The following is a 17430-nucleotide window of genomic DNA, read 5'->3' as shown; positions in this document are numbered from 1 at the left end:
ACCATACGGTCATCGGCGAAAACGGTTCCACGCTTTCAGGCGGCGAACGGCAGCGGATTTCCATTGCCCGTGCGCTATTAAAAAATGCGCCTGTCATCCTGCTTGATGAGGCTACTGCAAGTCTGGATGTGGAAAACGAAACGGCCGTGCAAAACGCATTGTCGGGTTTAATTCGGAACAAAACCGTGCTGATTATCGCGCATCGGATGCGCACCGTAATGGGTGCGGACAAAGTGGTTGTGCTGTCGGGCGGTCAAGTGGCGCAATCCGGCAAACCGGAAGAACTGCTGCAAACGGACGGGCTGTTCCGGCACATGGTAAGATTGCAAAGCGAAAGCCAGAACTGGGCATTGCAGGGTAACGGCTGACAAAGCAAACTGCAATAATGCAACGCGCTCTTACGGATGAATGCCCATCGCTGGCTGCTTTCTTTCAGCTTCATATCCTGTTTCAGTAAAATAGAAGAAAAAGGTTGCAGGCAAAATGATAAATGCATAGCCTCCGCTTTCATCTTTGGGTGGAAAGCGGAGGCTATGCATTTATTCTGTTATTGTATGAAGGTTGCAGCAGTGGATTTAATGGATAAAAGGAATAATAACGAACAGGATGAATGTGAGTGCCACGATAAACGCAACGGTGGCGATGGATAGGACATTTTGTACTTTTGTATTGGTATGTTTGCCCATCAGTTTTTTGTTGTTGACCAGCACCACCATAAAAATCAAAATGATGGGGCAGAGAATACCGGCAACCTGTTGAGAGATGATTGTAATGTTGACCAAAGAAAGGTTTGGTATCAGGATGATGGCCGCGCCGACTGCAATGATGATTGTATAAATGCCGTAAAAGGCGGGTGCATCTTTAGGTTTGTTATCTACGCCGCTTTCAAATCCAAATGCTTCACAGATGGCATAAGATGTGGAAAGCGGAATCACGGAGCAGGCCAAAATCGATGCCCCCAATAGCCCTACGCCAAAAAGGATAAAGGCATATTGACCGGCAAGCGGAGCCAACGCTTGTGCCGCCTGTGTAGCAGATGTGATGGAAATCCCCTTTTTGAACAGTGTGGCCGCTGTGCAGACGATGATGAAAAATGCAATGGCATTTCCCCAGATTGAGCCGAAATACACGTCGATACGTTCATATTTCAGCTCGGAGATTTTCATGCGTTTGTCCACAATGGAAGATTGCAGATAGAATTGCATGTACGGTGTGATGGTGGTGCCAATCATGCCAATAAATATTGCGAGAAAGCCGCCATCCATTTTTAAGGTAGGGGTAAAGGTGGAATGGAGCACGGTTACCCAATCCGGTTTTACTAAAAAACAAGAAATAATATATCCGAAAAACACAAAGGTAAACGCTAAAAAGATTTTTTCCACATGCTTGTAGGACCCTTTGGATACCAGTGCCCAAATGATAATGGCGAAAATCGGTACGGAAATATACCGGCTTATTCCGAATAATTCCAGACTGGCGGCTATGCCGGCGAAATCACCCAGTACGACGCCAAAGTTTGCGATGAGCAAAACGATCATAGCGAAGAATGTGAGTTTTACGCCAAAATGTTCACGGATTAGGTCGGAGAGCCCTTTGCCAGTCACGACAGCCATACGCGCATTCATTTCGGATACAACGGCAAGACTGAATGTAATCAGCAGCAGCCCCCACAACATACTGTATCCGTACGAAGCACCTACAGACGCATATGTGAAAATACCGCCGGCATCATTTCCGGCGTTTGCGGTAATCAGCCCCGGGCCGATAATGCCCAGAAGAAGGAGAAAACTGAAATTCCGTTTGGGTGTCTTGCGCAGCTTGGTTGTATGTTCACGCATGGTATTTATCACCCTCTGTTCGTGTTGCGCCTTTAGCGGCGATGCAGCATTTGATACAATACATCGCTGACGATGACGGTGCCTAACAGCACGCGGTCATCGTCTACCACCGCCACAGCCGGCAAATTATATTTAGAGATTACGTCGGTCAAATCGCCTAATTTATCGTCGTCGTGTACCGTTTGATAGTCTTCATCCATGATATCTTCGAGCTTGGTGGCAGGATCAGATACCGCCAGATCGCGCAGGGAGACCGTTCCGGTCAGCCGTCCGCTTTCGCTGACCACATAGAGATAGAATACGGTATCCATTTCCGGCTTTTCTTCCTGTAGCAATTTGAATGCATCGGTTACAGTCATGTCTTCGTTCACAGAAACAAAATCGGTGGACATCAGACTGCCAACAGTGTTTTCGGGGTATTCCATCAGCTCACGGACTTCTTCGGAGGTTTCCTTATCCATTTCGGTAAGCAGCTCTTCGACCACCCGTTCGTCCAACACATCAAAAATGTCGGCTACTTCATCAGCGGGCATCTTTTCGAGCACATCAGCAGCTTTGGTGATGGACAAGCTGTCAATCATGTGAGCCTGCACATCCGGTTCCATTTCTTCCAACACGTCGGCGGCCTTTTCTTCATCCAGCGCGGCAAACATGGATGTCTGCGTGTCTTTATCAAGGTCCTCGATGATATCCGCCACGTCGGACGGGTGCAGCATGGCGATTTTTTTCGCCTGAGCGCCGAGTTTCAGACCCGTTTGCCCAGCTTCCACAGTCTGGACATCATCCCACAAGATCAAACGGCTGGAGAGACTCTTGTGGAATGGCTTCAAAAGCGCTTTGAGTTGTTTGGCTACGCCAAGGCGGCGCAGCAGTCCTTCCAACCCAACATCCACCGCAATCAAGAAAATTCCGGTGGACACGACGGCCAGCCGTAGGTCATTGACACGCACAACCTTGTGCCCGTCCAGGTCGACGATCTGCTTGTCCAACATGCATTCGACCAGCGACAGAATTTTGTCGGAGCCAGTCACATCCTTATCGCGAAGGCTGTTGCAGAAAAAAGCATACTGTGGCCCGTCTTTTACAATGTCAATAGAAGAAATGTCCAGGGTAACGCCGCCGCGCAGTTTCAGAGCCACGATTTTTGGTCGTTCAAAGCTGGTGTCTACATACAAATCAGCAATTCGGCCGACCATACGATTTTCCCGTGCAATATAAACCGGTCTGCCAAGGATACGGCTGAAATAGAATTTAGAAGCCAGATACATGCATATCCCTCCCCATATAAAATGATTTTTAACCAGATCTGATGTAACGCATGGCAAAAGGACATGAAAATTCAGCACAAGGCCCGAGGACGCAGTAAAATAGATGCGTTGGCTGAACCGCTGTGCGCTTTATAGAACAGGCAGGATATCGTTACAGGTATAGAAGCCTGTTGTTTGCATTGAAATCTATGGAAAAAGAGACACTTGTAATCTTTGGTTATGTGTAAAAACACAAGAAAACGTGAGAAATTGCTTGTGCGGGTTCATGCCGAGGACGCTAACCACAAAAAAAGGGCGCAGAACGCCTTTTCCGTCTCCATCATAAGATTTTTGGCGGCACTTGTCAAGGCAACTTGATGCTTGTTTTTCAAATTTATTTGGAACAACAGGCGACTTGTCAGCAGTCTGCGGCGTTTGATTCTGGTTGCAGGATCTGCGTATATTGCGCTCCCTGCCTGAATAGAATGCATTGTTCCAAGTTTCTTGCAGGGGAGGGCTGTCGGCTTATGGTTTCAAGGGTAAAAGCGGACGCCGCGGTGCACGCGCGCGGTTTAAGCGAACGGGAAGCGAAAAAACGGCTGTCGAAATATGGACCGAATGTTTTTGCGCACGGCAAAAAAGTGCGGCCGCTTGGTATTTTTCTTGCACAGTTTCAGGATATATTGATCATCATTCTGCTTGTATCCACTGCGCTTTCGGTGTTTATGGGCGAAATGACAGAGGCCATTGCCATTTTGCTTATTGTAATCCTCAACGCGGTGATGGGGTTTGTGCAGGAATACCGAACCGAAAAAACGCTGGATGCGCTGAAAAACATGGCGGCGCCGTTGGCACGCGTGGTACGCGACGGAGAAAGCACACAAGTGCCCGCAGCGGATGTCGTGCCAGGCGACCTGTTGGAACTGGATGCGGGTGATCGTGTGGCGGCAGACGCGGCGCTGGTGGAAGGCGCCGGCGTACAGGTAGACGAATCACTGCTTACAGGCGAGTCGGTTCCGGTCGAAAAGCGGACGGAAAAGGCTGATAAGGTGTTCATGGGCACCATGATGACCAAGGGGCGTGCATTTGCCAGTGTGGTCGCTACTGGAATGCAGACAGAGATGGGCAAAATCGCCGGCATGATCTCGGATATTAAAGATGAACAAACCCCATTGCAAAAACGACTTGCAGAGCTGGGAAAATTCATCGCCATCGCTTGTCTGGTCATTTGTGCGGTGGTGACTGCCACAGGTATCCTGCGCGGCGAACCGGTCATGAACATGGTCATCATCGGCATTTCTCTGGCGGTAGCCGCCGTGCCGGAGGGCCTTCCCGCCATCGTGACCATTGCGCTGGCGCTGGGGGTGGGGCGGATGCTCAAACGCAATGCGCTCATCCGCAAGCTTACGGCAGTGGAAACGCTGGGCTGTGCCAGCGTGATCTGCTCCGATAAAACCGGTACGCTTACTGAAAACAAGATGACGGTACGGCGTGTCTTTACACCATTGCACGACTTGGCGGTAACCGGCAGCGGTTTTAATACGGCGGGTGACTTTTTGCAGGAAGGAAAAAAAGTGCGCGTGCGGGATTGGGAAGACGTCGCCCGCACAATGGAGATCGCCGCCAGCTGCAATAATGCAGAACTGCGATTTTCCCACGGACTGTTTCATAAAGGCAGGGTGGAAGTGGTGGGCGACCCCACCGAAGCCGCTTTGCTTGTCATGGCAGCGAAAGCGGGCATTACCCGTGAAATTGTGGACAGAACATATGAGACGCTGTTGGAGCTGCCGTTCGATTCGGAACGCAAATGTATGTCGGTGGTGGTGCGTGTGCATGGGCGGAAACGATTGTTTGTGAAAGGTGCGCCGGATGTCATTCTGGAAAAATGCCGCTGTGTGCATACGGGCAAGGGCGACGAGCTGCTGACCAACGCGCTGCGGGCGCGTATCCGGCAGGCGAACGATGAGATGGCGGATAATGCCCTGCGGGTGTTGGCCATGGCGTGGCGCGATCTGCCGGAGAACATAGGGGATACGCCGGAAATGCTGGAGACCGGTCTGACTTTTGCGGGCCTTGCGGGTATGATCGACCCGCCGCGCAAAGAAGCGTTTACGGCGGTGCGCAAATGTGTGCGTGCGGGAATCCGTCCGGTGATGATTACCGGCGACCACAAAAAAACTGCCGCCGCAATTGCGCGGGAACTGGGCATTCTGCGCGGGTCGGACGGCGTGCTGACCGGTTCGGAGCTGGATGCCATGAGTGACGCGGAACTCATGCGCGCGGTAAAGCATACATCGGTGTTTGCAAGGGTGTCGCCGGGACATAAGCTGCGCATTGTACGCAGTTTTAAGCGCAACGGCAATGTGGTCGCCATGACGGGCGACGGCGTAAACGACGCACCCGCTGTCAAAGAGGCAGATATTGGTGTGAGTATGGGTAAAACCGGCACCGATGTGACCAAAGAGGCTTCCGCCATTATACTGCTGGATGACAATTTTGCATCCATGGTCGCGGCAGTAGAGGAGGGTCGGGTTATTTACAGCAATATCCGCAAATTCATCCGTTATCTGCTATCCTGCAACATCGGGGAAATCCTGACCATGTTCATCGGGATGCTGATGGGGCTGCCTATCGTCCTTCAGCCCATCCAGATCTTATGGGTCAACCTGGTGACCGACGGGCTGCCCGCCATCGCGCTCGGGTTGGAGCCGCCGGAGGATGACGTGATGGAACAGAAACCGCGCGGTATTGATGAAAGTGTCTTTTCAAACGGTTTACTGGGAATGATGATTTTTCGCGGATGTCTGATTGGTTTGAGTACGTTGGGTGCGTTTATCAGCGTCTTACGCTTGAGCGGAGATCTGACAATGGCGCGCACAGCGGCATTTTTGACACTGGTTGCCGTGCAGCTTGTGCATGTGTTCGAGTGTAAATCCGAGCGGCTCACGCTGCCGCATATCCCGTTGTTCAATAATATCTGGTTGGTTGCGGCCGCGCTGGTTTCCGGTGCATTGATGCTGGTCGTTATTTGTGTACCCACACTGCGTCCGGTTTTTGGCACCGCTCCATTGGGGTTTGCCGCGACCTTGCGGGTGGTGGGCTACACGCTCATCGGGCCGGTGCTGTCGAGTATTTTGTTTGGTGGGAAGAGCCGCAAGCACGCCCGTGTCCACGCGCAGTGAGCTGTCCGTGCGGATACACAAACAGGCAGAACTTACCGCCGGATTCCGGCGAAAGTTCGAGCCGGCAGCGATGCGGAATGAGCGGGTGTGTGCAGGTTTTCCAAGCAAAAACAGAAAAAAGGCTGCCGCGGTATGCAAAGCTGCACCGCAACAGCCTTGGTTTGCAGGCTGTGTGTTTATTCGCTAAAACAACGTGGGCAAGGCTTAGATGATATTGACGTCTTTGCCCTCCATTACGCTGTTCATGTTGCGCACCGAGCACATTTTCCCGCACATGGTGCAGGTGCTGCTGTCCTCCGGAAAAGATTCCTTGCGGTAGCGGCGCGCTTTTTCGGGGTCGATGGCGAGTTCAAACATTTTCTCCCAGTTGAGGGCACGGCGGGCGTCTGCCATCGCATCGTCCCGTTTGCCGTCGTCCACGCCTTTAGCAAGGTCCGCGGCATGGGCGGCAATTTTCGCGGCGAAGATACCTTCGCGCATATCGTCATAAGTGGGCAGCCGCAGATGTTCCGCGGGCGTAACATAGCAGAGGAAATCTGCACCTGCCATGCCTGCCACAGCGCCTCCGATGGCGCTGGTGATGTGGTCGTAACCGGGTGCGATGTCGGTCACCAGCGGGCCCAGTACGTAGAACGGCGCGCCGTGGCAGAGCCGTTTTTCCAACTGCACGTTGGCGGCCACTTCGTTCAGGCGCATGTGACCCGGCCCTTCGATCATCACCTGCACGTGGCGTGCCCATGCACGTTTGGTCAGTTCGCCCAGGGTCATCAGCTCATGAATCTGGCTGGCGTCGGTGGAATCCGCGATACAGCCGGGACGGCAGGCGTCGCCGAGGCTCAGTGTTACATCATATTTTTCACAGATGTCAAGCAGTTCGTCGAATCGCTCATAGAAGGGGTTTTCCGCATTTTTCAGCTGCATCCATGCATAGATGAGCGAACCGCCGCGCGAGACGATGTTGAGCTTGCGGCCGTTGCGGGCGAACGTGGCGGCAGTGCTTTGGTTGATGCCCGCATGTACCGTCATGAAGTCCACGCCGTCCCGGGCGTGCTGTTCGAAGACGCGGATGAATTCATCCGCCGTGATGTCCGCGAGATCTTTGTCATAGAAACCTACGGCATCATAGACCGGCACAGTGCCGATAGATGCGGAAGACATCTCGATGAGGCGGCGGCGGAACTCGCCCGTTTTTCCATAGGAGCTGAGATCCATGATGGCTTCAGCCTTGAGGTTGATGGCTTCCTTGACTTTTTCCAGCTCCGCGTCCATGTTGCAGCAGTCCTTGGAAACGCCGAGGTTGACATTGATCTTGGTTTTCATGCCCTCGCCGATGCCTTCCGGCACCAGCGACGTATGGTTCTTATTTGCCGGGATGGCGATGCGTCCGGAGGCAACACGCTTCATCAGCAGCTGCGGGTCCATTCCCTCTTTTTCGGCGACGGCGCGCATTTGTTCGGTCAGGATGCCCTGAGCGGCAGCATCCATCTGTGTGGTGTATGACATTATGCAGTTCTCCTCCATAGAATCGCAGGAAACCCATCAGAAAAGCGTCTGCCCGAAAGGCAGACGCTTGATACGCAACAGAAATGCTGCGTTTGCTTCCCTACGCCAGTCTTAACTAACAGGTTCAAAGGGTCAGGTTTTAACCTTCTCAACCGAAACGGTCCCCCCGCAAACAATATGTGATTGTCCTACGCACAGGCATACCCATGCGTATAATAAAAACAGTATAGCATACGTTTGCCTAAAAGTAAAGGCAGGCGGGCGGACTGTCCTTCTACGCGTGTAGGACCACACTGTTGAGTGTGTGCAGACAAATAATGACCCTGAATTTACCAATTTACTGTCCAGCATGTTTGGCAAACCGACACTGATACACAAGCGACCGTGCGCACCACCTTGACAATTGTTATCCCGTATTTTATAATACAAGCTGGTTGGCAGTGATTTGCTCAGCCAATTCATGAATGAAGGAGAATGCCTTTTGTCATCGGTTTCGGTATTTTTGGCAGTGAAGCAGCCTAAAAAGGGGTAAGTGCGCCCTTTTGGCTTGTTTGACCGCGGAAATACCCGATGATGGAGGCTTTTTGCACCGCAAAAGGTCGTCTGGCCTATGCGGTGTTTTTTGTTGTGTTTCCAGCGCAAACGGCCGAATTGCACGCCTTGCCATTGCAGTTTTAACTGAAATAACAGGATCAGCGGCGTTCCAGCCGTGCTAAAAGGAGATACAGACATTGAGTTTATTGGAAGTTACAAATCTTTCCCATACATTTGGGGATAAGGTCGTTTTTAGAGATACGGGGCTGTCTTTGTTTCGCGGAGACAAAATGGGCCTGACCGGCTACAACGGCGCGGGGAAGAGTACACTGCTCACCATGCTGGCGGGTATCACTATTCCGGATGATGGGCGCATTTTTTGGAACCCCAAGATACGGGTCGGTTATCTTGATCAACAGGCACAGATCAAGGATGCCGATTCGGTAGGAGCATATTTAAAAACGGCATTTCAGTATTTATATGACGCCGCGGCTGAAATCGAGCGATTGAACGGAATGATCGTTTCGTGCAAGGACGACGTAAAATTGCAGGAACTTTTGCAGCAGATGGGCGACGCGCAGGATATATTGGACAGCGGCAATTTTTATGCCATTGACAGCGATGTGGAAAAAGTGGCGGCGGGGCTGGGCATCAAAGCGTTTGGCTTGGATACGCCGGTCAGCAAACTGAGCGGGGGACAGCGCGCCAAAGTTATGCTGGCCAAACTTTTGCTGCAAACGCCGGATGTGCTGCTGCTCGACGAACCTACCAACTTCCTTGACCATGCGCATATCGAGTGGCTGGCAAAATATCTGGCTGCATTTAAAGGGTCGTTTATCCTGGTTTCACATGATTTTACGTTTCTCAACCGGGTTGTCAACTGCATCTGTGATATCCAGAACTACGCTGTTACGCGATATAACGGCACATACGAGAGTTTTGTGCGTCAAAAAGAGCAGCGTGCGGAAGAATATGCGCGCAATTATCACCGCCAGCAAAAAGAAATTGCGAAGCTGGAGGATTATGTGAGCCGCAATCTGGCACGTGCGTCTACTACGGCGATGGCACAAAGCCGTCGCAAGCAACTGCAAAAAATGGACAGGCTGGAGAAACCCCAGAACGACCCTGAACCAACCTTCCAGTTTCAATACCGCAAAGTGTCTCCCAAAGTGCTGGTCAAGATTCGTGGGTTGGAAGTCGGCTACCACGAACAGCTGCTGCCCAAAATAGACTTGCAGATCCGAGCGGGCGAAAAGGTGTGCATCAGTGGGTTCAACGGGATCGGCAAATCGACTTTTTTGAAAACCGTGTGTGGGCTAATCCCGAAACTGGGTGGTGTACTGCGGTTGGATGAAGACACGGTTATCGGATATTATGAGCAGGAACATCATTGGGAACAGCCCGAGCGAACCGCCTTGGCTGAAGTGAAAGACGCATTTCCGACCTTGCGTGACAAAGAAATCCGCGCCAAGCTGGCGCAATGCGGCTTGCGTGCCGAACATGTGCTGCAAAGCCTATCGAGTTTGAGCGGCGGGGAGCAAGCAAAAGTAAAAATTTGCAAACTGGTGCTGCGTCCCTGCAACCTGCTGGTGCTGGATGAGCCCACCAACCATCTGGATGTGAAAGCCATCGCGCAGTTGGAAGAGGCGATCGCCGCGTTTGAAGGTGCGGTGGTGTTCGTATCCCACAGCTCTGATTTCTGCAAGGATATTGTGCAGAAACGACTGGATATGGAAGCGCTTTTCGATTAAAGGCAATATTTTGACCGGTGTGCGGATTTTTCGCACGCCGGTTTTTTTATAAAAGCGATTGACAAAAACAGTTGCTATATGTAATATTGTATTATTACAGCCACACAATTATTCAAAAAGGGCAGACAAACGGAGGAGATGGCATGAACAGACTGGTCATTCAAGAAATGAAAAAAGCGTTTGGTGAAAAGCAGGTGCTAAAAAAGGTGGATTTCACCTTTGAGCAAGGCAAAATCTATGGTCTGCTCGGTCGAAACGGCGCGGGTAAAACTACATTGTTTAACTGCCTTTCGGGCGACCTCGCGCCGGACGGCGGTACGGTAATGCTTGAGCAGGATGGGCAGCGCCGCCCGCTGACACCGGAAGATATCGGGTATGTGTTTGCAACACCGATTCTCCCGGAATTTCTTACTGGCTATGAGTTCTTGAAGTTTTATATGGAGATACAGGCGGCACACATAAAAACCACCAACACGATCGATGATTATTTCGATCTGATCAAGATTGAGCGGGAGGATAGGAACCGGCTCATTAAAGAGTATTCCCACGGGATGAAGAACAAACTGCAAATGCTGTTATTCCTCATCGCACGGCCACCGGTAATTTTGCTGGACGAACCGCTCACATCGTTCGATGTAGTAGTCGCACTGGAAATCAAAAAGTTGCTGCGCGCCATCCGCAGCAAACATATTCTGATTTTTTCGACCCATATTCTACAGCTGGCGACCGACCTCTGCGATGAAGTGGTGGTGCTGCACGAGGGAAGCCTATCGTCAATCGATGAGGCCACCTTGCACAGCAACACATTTGAAGCGAAAATTTTGGATATGCTGAAGGATGAAAAAGATGTTTAAAACCTTATTTTTGCTTTTTCAAATATCCGTATCATCTACCGTGAACGGCGTGTTGTATTTTTTTCGCCGTCTGCCATTGGTGGGAAAGCTGATTCCAGAGCGCTCCTATGGAAATTTTGGGTTGAAAAAGAGCCTGTCCGTGGCAGCCGCCATTGTAAATGTCTTTTTGCAGGTTTTGAAATCTCTTTTTTTTGTGGGGGTACTGATTGGGCTGCCGACGGTGCTTTTTTCCATGCGTCCATACGGCGCATTGCGATTTGAAAATTATCTGTATCTGTTTGCCGTGTTCAATCTGTTGACCGGTCCTCTCTATCTATCTGCCGCGCAGCGTAACACCAAACAAGCATTCGTATCCATCCGGTTAATGCGTATGGACGCGCGTATGTATCTGACGACTATATTGCTGGGGGATGGAGTTCTTCGTCTGCTTTATGCCGCTCCGGGAGTGTTTTTGTTTTGCATTCTGTTTGGCGGTGCACTCTGGCAGGGTTTTTGGCTTTTGGCATTGCTGTTTATCATGCGTTTGCTGGGCGAGGCCATACATATGTTGCATTTCCAGCTGCGTGGGCGGTTCATACCCAATGTTATTTGCACTTGTATCCTGGGAGCGGGGGGCGTCGCCGGTTTTCTGCCGGTGTTTTTTCATCACCCGCTCCGTTTAGCCCCATGGTTATTCCAATGGCAGGTGCTTTTAGCAGTTGCATTCTGTGGAGGCGCCGTAATAGCATATATTCTGCGGTATCCACTGTTTCCAGCCATGGCACGGCAGGCAATCAATCCTGATCGTTTGACAAAGACCATGGATAAAAGCGCTAGATTTAAAGATGTGCAAATGCGGGAAAAGGATTTTTCGCAAAGCCTTCGGCAGACCAAGCAGTATCAAAACAAAAAGGGATACGATTATCTGAACGCCCTGTTTTTTGCCCGGCACCAGCGACTGCTTTGGCAGCCGGTGCAGAAGCGGTTATTTGGCGTTGCAGCGGGGTTTCTGGTGTTGGCGGTTATGGTAAAAATGGCTCCTGGTTTTTCCGTATTTGTCAAGGGAAACAGCTATCGTATTTTCCCGTTATTTGTGCTGCTGATGTATGTCCTCTCGATTGGCGCGCGGGTGACCAAAGCGATGTTTTATAATTGTGATGTCAGCCTGCTCCGCTATCCGTTTTACCGCCGCAAAGAAGTGCTTCTGCATAATTTTCGGGTACGCCTGCTGGAAATCATCCGGCTTAATCTGCTCATTGCGGTTGCAGCGGCGGCAGCGGGGGTCGTACTGCTGCATTTATGCGGTGTGACTTGGCCCGCCGGACAGATTATCGCGTTTATACTGTGTGTTTTATGTCTGTCCGTCTTTTTTTCCGTACACCATTTGTTTTTATACTACGTATTTCAGCCGTATTCCGCTGAACTGGATATGAAAAATCCATTTTTTTTCGCCATTAATTTTGTCATTTATGAGCTTTGCTACCTCAGCACCCAGCTGCATAGCCTACCCACCTATTTTTCTGTAATTGTGTTGTCAGCTACAATCGCTTACAGCCTTGTGGCGTTGCTGTTGGTTTGGCGGTTGGCGCCGAAGAGGTTTCGGTTGAAGTAGCAGAGAACAGTTGCAAAAAAAGATGGGCTGTTTACCGTGCAAACGGAAAACGGCCCATCCGGCATATTGGATTAAAAGTTTTTTAAAACTCAGAGTTCCAACTGGATATTGTATTGTTTAAGCCAAAAGTTGACTTGCAGCAGGTATGCCAGCAGCTGCGGGCCGGTCATCAACTGCCCAAACCAAGGACTTTTATAAGCGGTGCCGCGTGTATCCACAATTTCCCGCACCTTTTTACGGTCAATCAGTTCCAGCAGAGGTGCGTTCGGGTCTTTTAAAATTGCATCCATCCGTTGGCAGACGATGTCGGTATAGACCGGGTTGTGTGTTTTCGGATAGGGGCTTTTTTTGCGTTCTACGATTTCTTTTGGCAAAATATCGGACATTGCAAGGCGCAGCAGTCCTTTTTCGCGCCCTCCGGCAAATTTAAGAGCGGACGGCAGATTGAATGCGTACTGTACCAGCCGATAATCCGCAAATGGTACACGTACTTCCAAAGAATTAGACATACTCATGCGGTCCTTGCGGTTCAGCAAGTTGACCATGAACCATTTGATATTCAGATAAAAGAGTTCCCGCATCCGAAAATCGCGCCGGCTTTCATTTTCTAAATGCGGTACTTGCCGAAGTGTGTCCAGATACTGATGCCGGACACAGCCTTCAATGTCCAGCGTTTGCAGGGCAGGGGAGAGAATAGCGCACCGGTCTCCCACAAAGCGCGACCATGGGAATGTATCGGCGTAGATCATATCGTCGTGCATATACCATGGATATCCGCCAAACAGTTCATCGGCACATTCACCTGAGAGTGCAATGACATAGTTTTTGCGAATTTCTCCGCAAAATAAATATAAAGAAGAATCGATATCTGCCATGCCGGGCAGATCGCGCGCGACGACGGCGTTCTCCAGTGCGTCAGCCAACGCGGCATGGCGCTCAATGTATGTGTGGTGATGCGTCTTGGAGAATTTCGACATTTTTTCTGCCCAGACCTGATCTGGTGTAGGCTGGAATAGGCTTGCTTTAAAGTATTTGTCATTGTCTGTGTAATCTATGGAGTAAGTTTCCAGTGTTTTGCCGTGGCTTGCAAAGGCGCGTGCCGCCACAGCAGTGATACCGGAGGAATCCAGCCCGCCGGACAGAAATGTGCAGAGAGGCACATCTCCCACCAGTTGGCGTTCCACCGCGTCTGTGAATAAAGAACGCAGATGTTCGACGGCTTCTGCTTCCGTTTCGTGGTTTTCTTCTGCCGTCGGCTTCCAGTATTCGCGTAGAAGCGAGGTGTCGGGCGTTACTTTTAGGAAATATGCGGGAGGCACTTCATGTATGCCTTTAAAAACACCGCTTCCCGGTGCAGTAGCCGGCCCTAATGCAAACAGCTCGGTCAAGCCATCACGGTCCACGACGGGTTGAATCGCGGGATGTGCAAATAAAGTCTTGATCTCCGAACCAAATATCAGCGAATTTCCGCGCCACGCATAAAATAGAGGCTTGACACCCAACGGGTCGCGTGCGAGGAATACGGTCTGCGCCATTTCATCCCAGACCGCAAACGCAAAAATGCCATTGAGTTTTTGCAGGCAATCCGCACCCCAACGAATGTATGCGGCAAGCAGAACCTCCGTGTCGGAGTATGCGTCAAATGAAAAGCCGCACGCGATCAATTCACGCCGCAGGTCTTCGGTATTGTATAGCTCGCCGTTATAAATCAACACATAATGTTTGCCGTTTACGGTTTTGTGCATGGGCTGTTTGCCGCCCTCTGCATCTACAACAATAAGTCTTCGGTGTCCAAACAACACATGTGGGCTAAAATAATGTCCCTCAGCATCCGGACCGCGTTCCTTAAGTGTATCGGTCATATGTAGGATGATCTGCTGATTTTCTTCAATATTATCAGTAAAATTTACCCAGCCGGCTATACCGCACATATCCATCACCTTCCCTTTTAGCCTATGCTGAGGAGGAAAAAGGTGTGAAAACGACCATTGTTCTATAGGCTATTAGAATCAACTTCCCATATCTTCTTATAAGTTCTTATAAGTTCTCATAACTTGTGTCATCAAAATGTCACCAAAGAAGGATTTGCGGGTACAATGATGAAAGTAAAAGCGCCTTGTGTTACAATAAAATGAAGGAAGCGCCAACTGCTACAGGAGGTAACTCAATGAATGACAACAATCAAAAGCTTATCACGCTTATCACTGACGACATCATTTTGCCGGATGGTCAAATCAATTACAATAGAATCAATTTGATTTCTGGAGCGATTGCATTACCGATTGTCCGATCATTGTGTGAGACTGATACCAAAGACATGGAAATGGTTCAGAAAATACACGATACTTTTTCGGGTCTGTTCTATTCCGGGCAGTATCAGGAATTGTATGATTCTATTGATGAATTATATGGAAGCATGGGGCTTCAAATGACTCTTGCTGCAATATCCAAGAATCACGAAGCGCTTGCCTATTTCGTAAAATCCTTTTTGTTGGACTACGAGGATATCATGGAGGACTATCGAATCGAAAAATCCGTCAATTGAATCTTCCATATCGGACCAATATGCTTGTGATCCCGCCTAAAACGGTGGGCTTTTTTTATGCCTGAAAAAAGAACTGGAGATACAGAATTGATTTGGAATCGGAAAACAACAATGTCTTGAAAGTTCTGACGCATGGTAACAAATATATTGTATTGGCGGTGGCAGCCGGTAATACAACATTGATGATTCATGATAAAAGCAGCGATTCGTATAAAATCGTTAGAGTGCATGTTGAATAGGGAGAAACTGAATGGCTGCAAAAATTATATGGATTTGCGTCTTGATCTTCTGGATAGGTCTTGGAATTTTCCGCTGCGTCAAGAAAAGGCATTCCATTGTATCGGAGGTGTACACGGACTTCTATGTGTGCCTGATTATCTTTCTGTTTCTGATAACACAATAAGCGTCTGGCATCAAAACATCCAGAAAGTGTGACCAATCAAAAAACCGGAGGAAAACATGAAAAAAAAGTTGAAAACAATCCCTAAACTATGGAACGAATTTGAATTCTCGCTTGACCGGCCATCGCCGCCCTATCAAAGGAATTCTGTTAACGCAACGGCGGATGCAGATGGATTTCACTGTGTTGCCGACTGTGCCCCGGAACTTGCCGGGATGACAATCGCTTGTCTGCTGAACAATTTTTCTGATACCCCAACCAACGTCTCCCGCGTGTGTCGGGGTATTGCCGCCTGGGTAGAAGCAAAAAACAGAGAAACAAGCTGAAAAAATATCGCATTGCGGCACATTGCATTATCGCTGCCGCAGCCATTCTAATGAGCGCCTGTTATTTGGCGTTCTTTATTTTTGCCTAAAGGAGAACTGTAACATGAATACAGCTGAACAGAATCTGAGCAAGCGTATGGAGCAGTCGGGCGCGATCAGCGCCACAAGTAAAAATGGGAAAGTCACCGTTTACGCAACCAAAGACGCGGTTTTGAACGCCTCGCTGTTGGCACACCTTGTAGACGCACTTTTGCGGCAGGGCACCAACCGTGAATTTATTTTAGCAGCTGTTCAAGCAGGCTTGGCCGCCGTCGCGTGAAAGGAGAGACCCATATGAATCCGTTTAACCCGTACTGCATTGCGCGTGGACTTGTGGCTGAGAACCGTCCGTCTATTAATGGAGCAGAAGATGCCGAATGTCGCGCGTCCCGCATTTTCGCCGTGGTTGTTCCGGAAACTGGCGTAGTAGTTCGTACTTTCGGGGTAGATTCCGCTTTGTCGGTTTGTCTGAAATCTATTGCCACCGCCCTTGTAGAAAAGGATATGTCCCCATTTGCTCTTATGCTGTCTGCCCAACAGGGCAAAGACGAAAACCTGTTTAAGCAGGAGATGAAATGGGGGTTCAGCCATACAGCCCCGGTCTCTATTCTTGCGGAAATCGAATATCACAGCTCCGTCCCGGGAGTTTCCGTAAAAACTGTTGGAGACCCGGATAGCTGGTCCCATCTTCTGGTTGTTCTGGTTTACTACCTGTTAAAAGAAGGCTTTCCGTTTGATGCCATCATTGACTGCCTGCAAACAGGCGCTCGCAACGTGACGAAAATGTGAGGGAATAAGTATGAACGCAAATGTAAAAATTCTTGCGAATCAAAAGGGCGGCGTTGGAAAGACCACCACGGCGGAGAGCCTGGGCATTGGCCTTGCACAGAATGGGAAAAAAGTTCTGCTGATTGACGGCGATGCGCAGGGCAGCCTGTCCGCCAGCCTTGGTTACACAGGAAGAGATGACTTCGACGTGACATTGGCCAGCATGATGGAAAAGATTATTCGTGGCCAACCGGTGGATTTCCGAAACGGTTTGCTCCATCACAGCGAGGGTGTTGACCTCATACCAGCCAGCATTGACCTCGCTAACACCGAATTGTCTTTGGTCGGTCTACCAATGGGGCGCGAGCGCATATTGAGCAAACTCATTGAGCAGGCCCGTCCGTACTACGATTTTGTGATCGTTGATTGCCAACCGTCCCTTGGGATGATGACCATCAACGCCTTGACGGCGGCGGACAGCGTGATTATACCCGTACAGGCGGATTTCCTTTCCACGCGCGGACTGCAACAACTGCTCAAAAGCATTGCGCAGACGCGCGAATACCTCAATCCCCGCTTACAGGTAGACGGCATCCTGTTCACAATGGTCAACAGCCGGACGGTGTTCAACCGCGAGATTCAGGAAAAAATAAGCACCGCATATGGCACCATCATTCCCGTTTTCGAGTCCAGCATTCCGTATTCCGTCCGCGCCGCCGAATCTCCCGCTAAAGGCCGCAGCATTTACCAGCATGACCCGGATGGAAAAGTAGCCACCGCATACAAGGGGCTGACCCGCGAAGTGCTGGAGCAGGGAAGAGATCAACACCGAGCGGTGCGGCCGCCTGCAAG

Annotated in this window: 14 protein-coding genes and 1 riboswitch; of the genes, 10 read left to right on the top strand and 4 right to left on the bottom strand. The window is 50.1% G+C overall.

The features are described 5' to 3' along the window. Positions 1 to 368: ATP-binding cassette domain-containing protein (locus ABF463_RS08810; protein ID WP_415533235.1), on the top strand; the 368-nt coding region annotated here is incomplete at its 5' end. A gap of 207 nt (positions 369 to 575) precedes the next feature. Here the strand turns inward: ABF463_RS08810 and ABF463_RS08805 are convergent. Together ABF463_RS08805 and ABF463_RS08800 are read right to left on the bottom strand one after the other, a co-directional pair. Further along, a complete protein-coding gene (locus ABF463_RS08805; RefSeq protein ID WP_415533234.1) occupies positions 576 to 1838 on the bottom strand; it encodes an Nramp family divalent metal transporter in 1263 nt (420 codons plus the stop codon). Between the two features lie 32 nt (positions 1839 to 1870). Further along, positions 1871 to 3106, bottom strand: coding sequence for a magnesium transporter (locus ABF463_RS08800; RefSeq protein ID WP_415533233.1), 1236 nt, complete (start codon positions 3104 to 3106; stop codon positions 1871 to 1873). Positions 3107 to 3612: 506 nt separating this feature from the next. On the opposite strand from ABF463_RS08800, the gene ABF463_RS08795 reads away from it, so the two are divergent. Next, complete coding sequence (locus ABF463_RS08795; protein WP_415533232.1) at positions 3613 to 6267, top strand: cation-translocating P-type ATPase; 2655 nt, start codon at positions 3613 to 3615, stop codon at positions 6265 to 6267. A gap of 204 nt (positions 6268 to 6471) precedes the next feature. On the opposite strand, the gene thiC is transcribed toward ABF463_RS08795, so the two are convergent. After that, positions 6472 to 7770: a phosphomethylpyrimidine synthase ThiC gene (gene thiC / locus ABF463_RS08790; protein ID WP_415533230.1), complete on the bottom strand. Its 1299-nt coding sequence runs from the start codon at positions 7768 to 7770 to the stop codon at positions 6472 to 6474. Positions 7771 to 7849: 79 nt separating this feature from the next. Further along, positions 7850 to 7948: riboswitch (TPP riboswitch) on the bottom strand. Between the two features lie 553 nt (positions 7949 to 8501). Between thiC and ABF463_RS08785 the strand changes: the two genes are divergently transcribed. The 3 genes from ABF463_RS08785 (at position 8502) to ABF463_RS08775 (ending at position 12500) form a co-directional block, all read left to right on the top strand. Continuing rightward, entirely contained in the window at positions 8502 to 10055 is a 1554-nt protein-coding gene (locus tag ABF463_RS08785; protein ID WP_415533229.1) for an ABC-F family ATP-binding cassette domain-containing protein, read from the top strand. Positions 10056 to 10198: 143 nt separating this feature from the next. Continuing rightward, on the top strand, positions 10199 to 10909 hold the full coding sequence (locus tag ABF463_RS08780; protein ID WP_415533228.1) for an ATP-binding cassette domain-containing protein: 711 nt from the start codon (positions 10199 to 10201) through the stop codon (positions 10907 to 10909). Then, positions 10902 to 12500, top strand: coding sequence for a hypothetical protein (locus ABF463_RS08775; RefSeq protein ID WP_415533227.1), 1599 nt, complete (start codon positions 10902 to 10904; stop codon positions 12498 to 12500). Before ABF463_RS08780 ends, ABF463_RS08775 begins: the two co-directional genes overlap by 8 nt. An 89-nt stretch (positions 12501 to 12589) precedes the next feature. Here the strand turns inward: ABF463_RS08775 and asnB are convergent, their stop codons facing one another. Next, a complete protein-coding gene (asnB, locus tag ABF463_RS08770) occupies positions 12590 to 14431 on the bottom strand; it encodes an asparagine synthase (glutamine-hydrolyzing) (RefSeq protein WP_415533226.1) in 1842 nt (613 codons plus the stop codon). A 236-nt stretch (positions 14432 to 14667) separates the two neighbouring features. On the opposite strand from asnB, the gene ABF463_RS08765 reads away from it, so the two are divergent. The 5 genes from ABF463_RS08765 to ABF463_RS08745 form a co-directional block, all read left to right on the top strand. After that, positions 14668 to 15045 (top strand): hypothetical protein, encoded by a 378-nt coding sequence (locus ABF463_RS08765; RefSeq protein WP_415533225.1) that lies wholly within the window; start codon positions 14668 to 14670, stop codon positions 15043 to 15045. A gap of 459 nt (positions 15046 to 15504) precedes the next feature. Beyond that, positions 15505 to 15771 (top strand): hypothetical protein, encoded by a 267-nt coding sequence (locus ABF463_RS08760; protein WP_415533224.1) that lies wholly within the window; start codon positions 15505 to 15507, stop codon positions 15769 to 15771. Between the two features lie 103 nt (positions 15772 to 15874). Next, positions 15875 to 16090 carry a hypothetical protein gene (locus ABF463_RS08755; protein ID WP_415533223.1) on the top strand — a complete coding sequence of 72 codons (216 nt, stop codon included), beginning with the start codon at positions 15875 to 15877 and terminating at the stop codon, positions 16088 to 16090. Between the two features lie 14 nt (positions 16091 to 16104). Beyond that, entirely contained in the window at positions 16105 to 16599 is a 495-nt protein-coding gene (locus tag ABF463_RS08750) for a hypothetical protein (RefSeq protein ID WP_415533222.1), read from the top strand. A 10-nt stretch (positions 16600 to 16609) separates the two neighbouring features. Next, the coding region (locus tag ABF463_RS08745; protein ID WP_415533221.1) for a ParA family protein at positions 16610 to 17430 on the top strand (821 nt) is incomplete at its 3' end.

It is taken from the genome of Ethanoligenens sp. (genome assembly GCF_047718355.1).
GTDB lineage: Bacteria > Bacillota > Clostridia > Oscillospirales > Ethanoligenentaceae > Ethanoligenens.
This window is presented reverse-complemented; position numbering and strand designations above follow the sequence as displayed.

What these genes read in the sequence shown, in the direction of transcription:
- ABF463_RS08805 (WP_415533234.1), bottom strand. Translation starts at nt 1,838, where the DNA reads ATGCGTGAACATACAACCAAGCTGCGCAAGACACCCAAACGGAATTTC.
- asnB (WP_415533226.1), bottom strand. Translation starts at nt 14,431, where the DNA reads ATGTGCGGTATAGCCGGCTGGGTAAATTTTACTGATAATATTGAAGAA.
- ABF463_RS08760 (WP_415533224.1), top strand. Translation starts at nt 15,505, where the DNA reads ATGAAAAAAAAGTTGAAAACAATCCCTAAACTATGGAACGAATTTGAA.
- ABF463_RS08765 (WP_415533225.1), top strand. Translation starts at nt 14,668, where the DNA reads ATGAATGACAACAATCAAAAGCTTATCACGCTTATCACTGACGACATC.
- ABF463_RS08780 (WP_415533228.1), top strand. Translation starts at nt 10,199, where the DNA reads ATGAACAGACTGGTCATTCAAGAAATGAAAAAAGCGTTTGGTGAAAAG.
- ABF463_RS08755 (WP_415533223.1), top strand. Translation starts at nt 15,875, where the DNA reads ATGAATACAGCTGAACAGAATCTGAGCAAGCGTATGGAGCAGTCGGGC.
- thiC (WP_415533230.1), bottom strand. Translation starts at nt 7,770, where the DNA reads ATGTCATACACCACACAGATGGATGCTGCCGCTCAGGGCATCCTGACC.
- ABF463_RS08750 (WP_415533222.1), top strand. Translation starts at nt 16,105, where the DNA reads ATGAATCCGTTTAACCCGTACTGCATTGCGCGTGGACTTGTGGCTGAG.
- ABF463_RS08795 (WP_415533232.1), top strand. Translation starts at nt 3,613, where the DNA reads ATGGTTTCAAGGGTAAAAGCGGACGCCGCGGTGCACGCGCGCGGTTTA.
- ABF463_RS08800 (WP_415533233.1), bottom strand. Translation starts at nt 3,106, where the DNA reads ATGTATCTGGCTTCTAAATTCTATTTCAGCCGTATCCTTGGCAGACCG.
- ABF463_RS08775 (WP_415533227.1), top strand. Translation starts at nt 10,902, where the DNA reads ATGTTTAAAACCTTATTTTTGCTTTTTCAAATATCCGTATCATCTACC.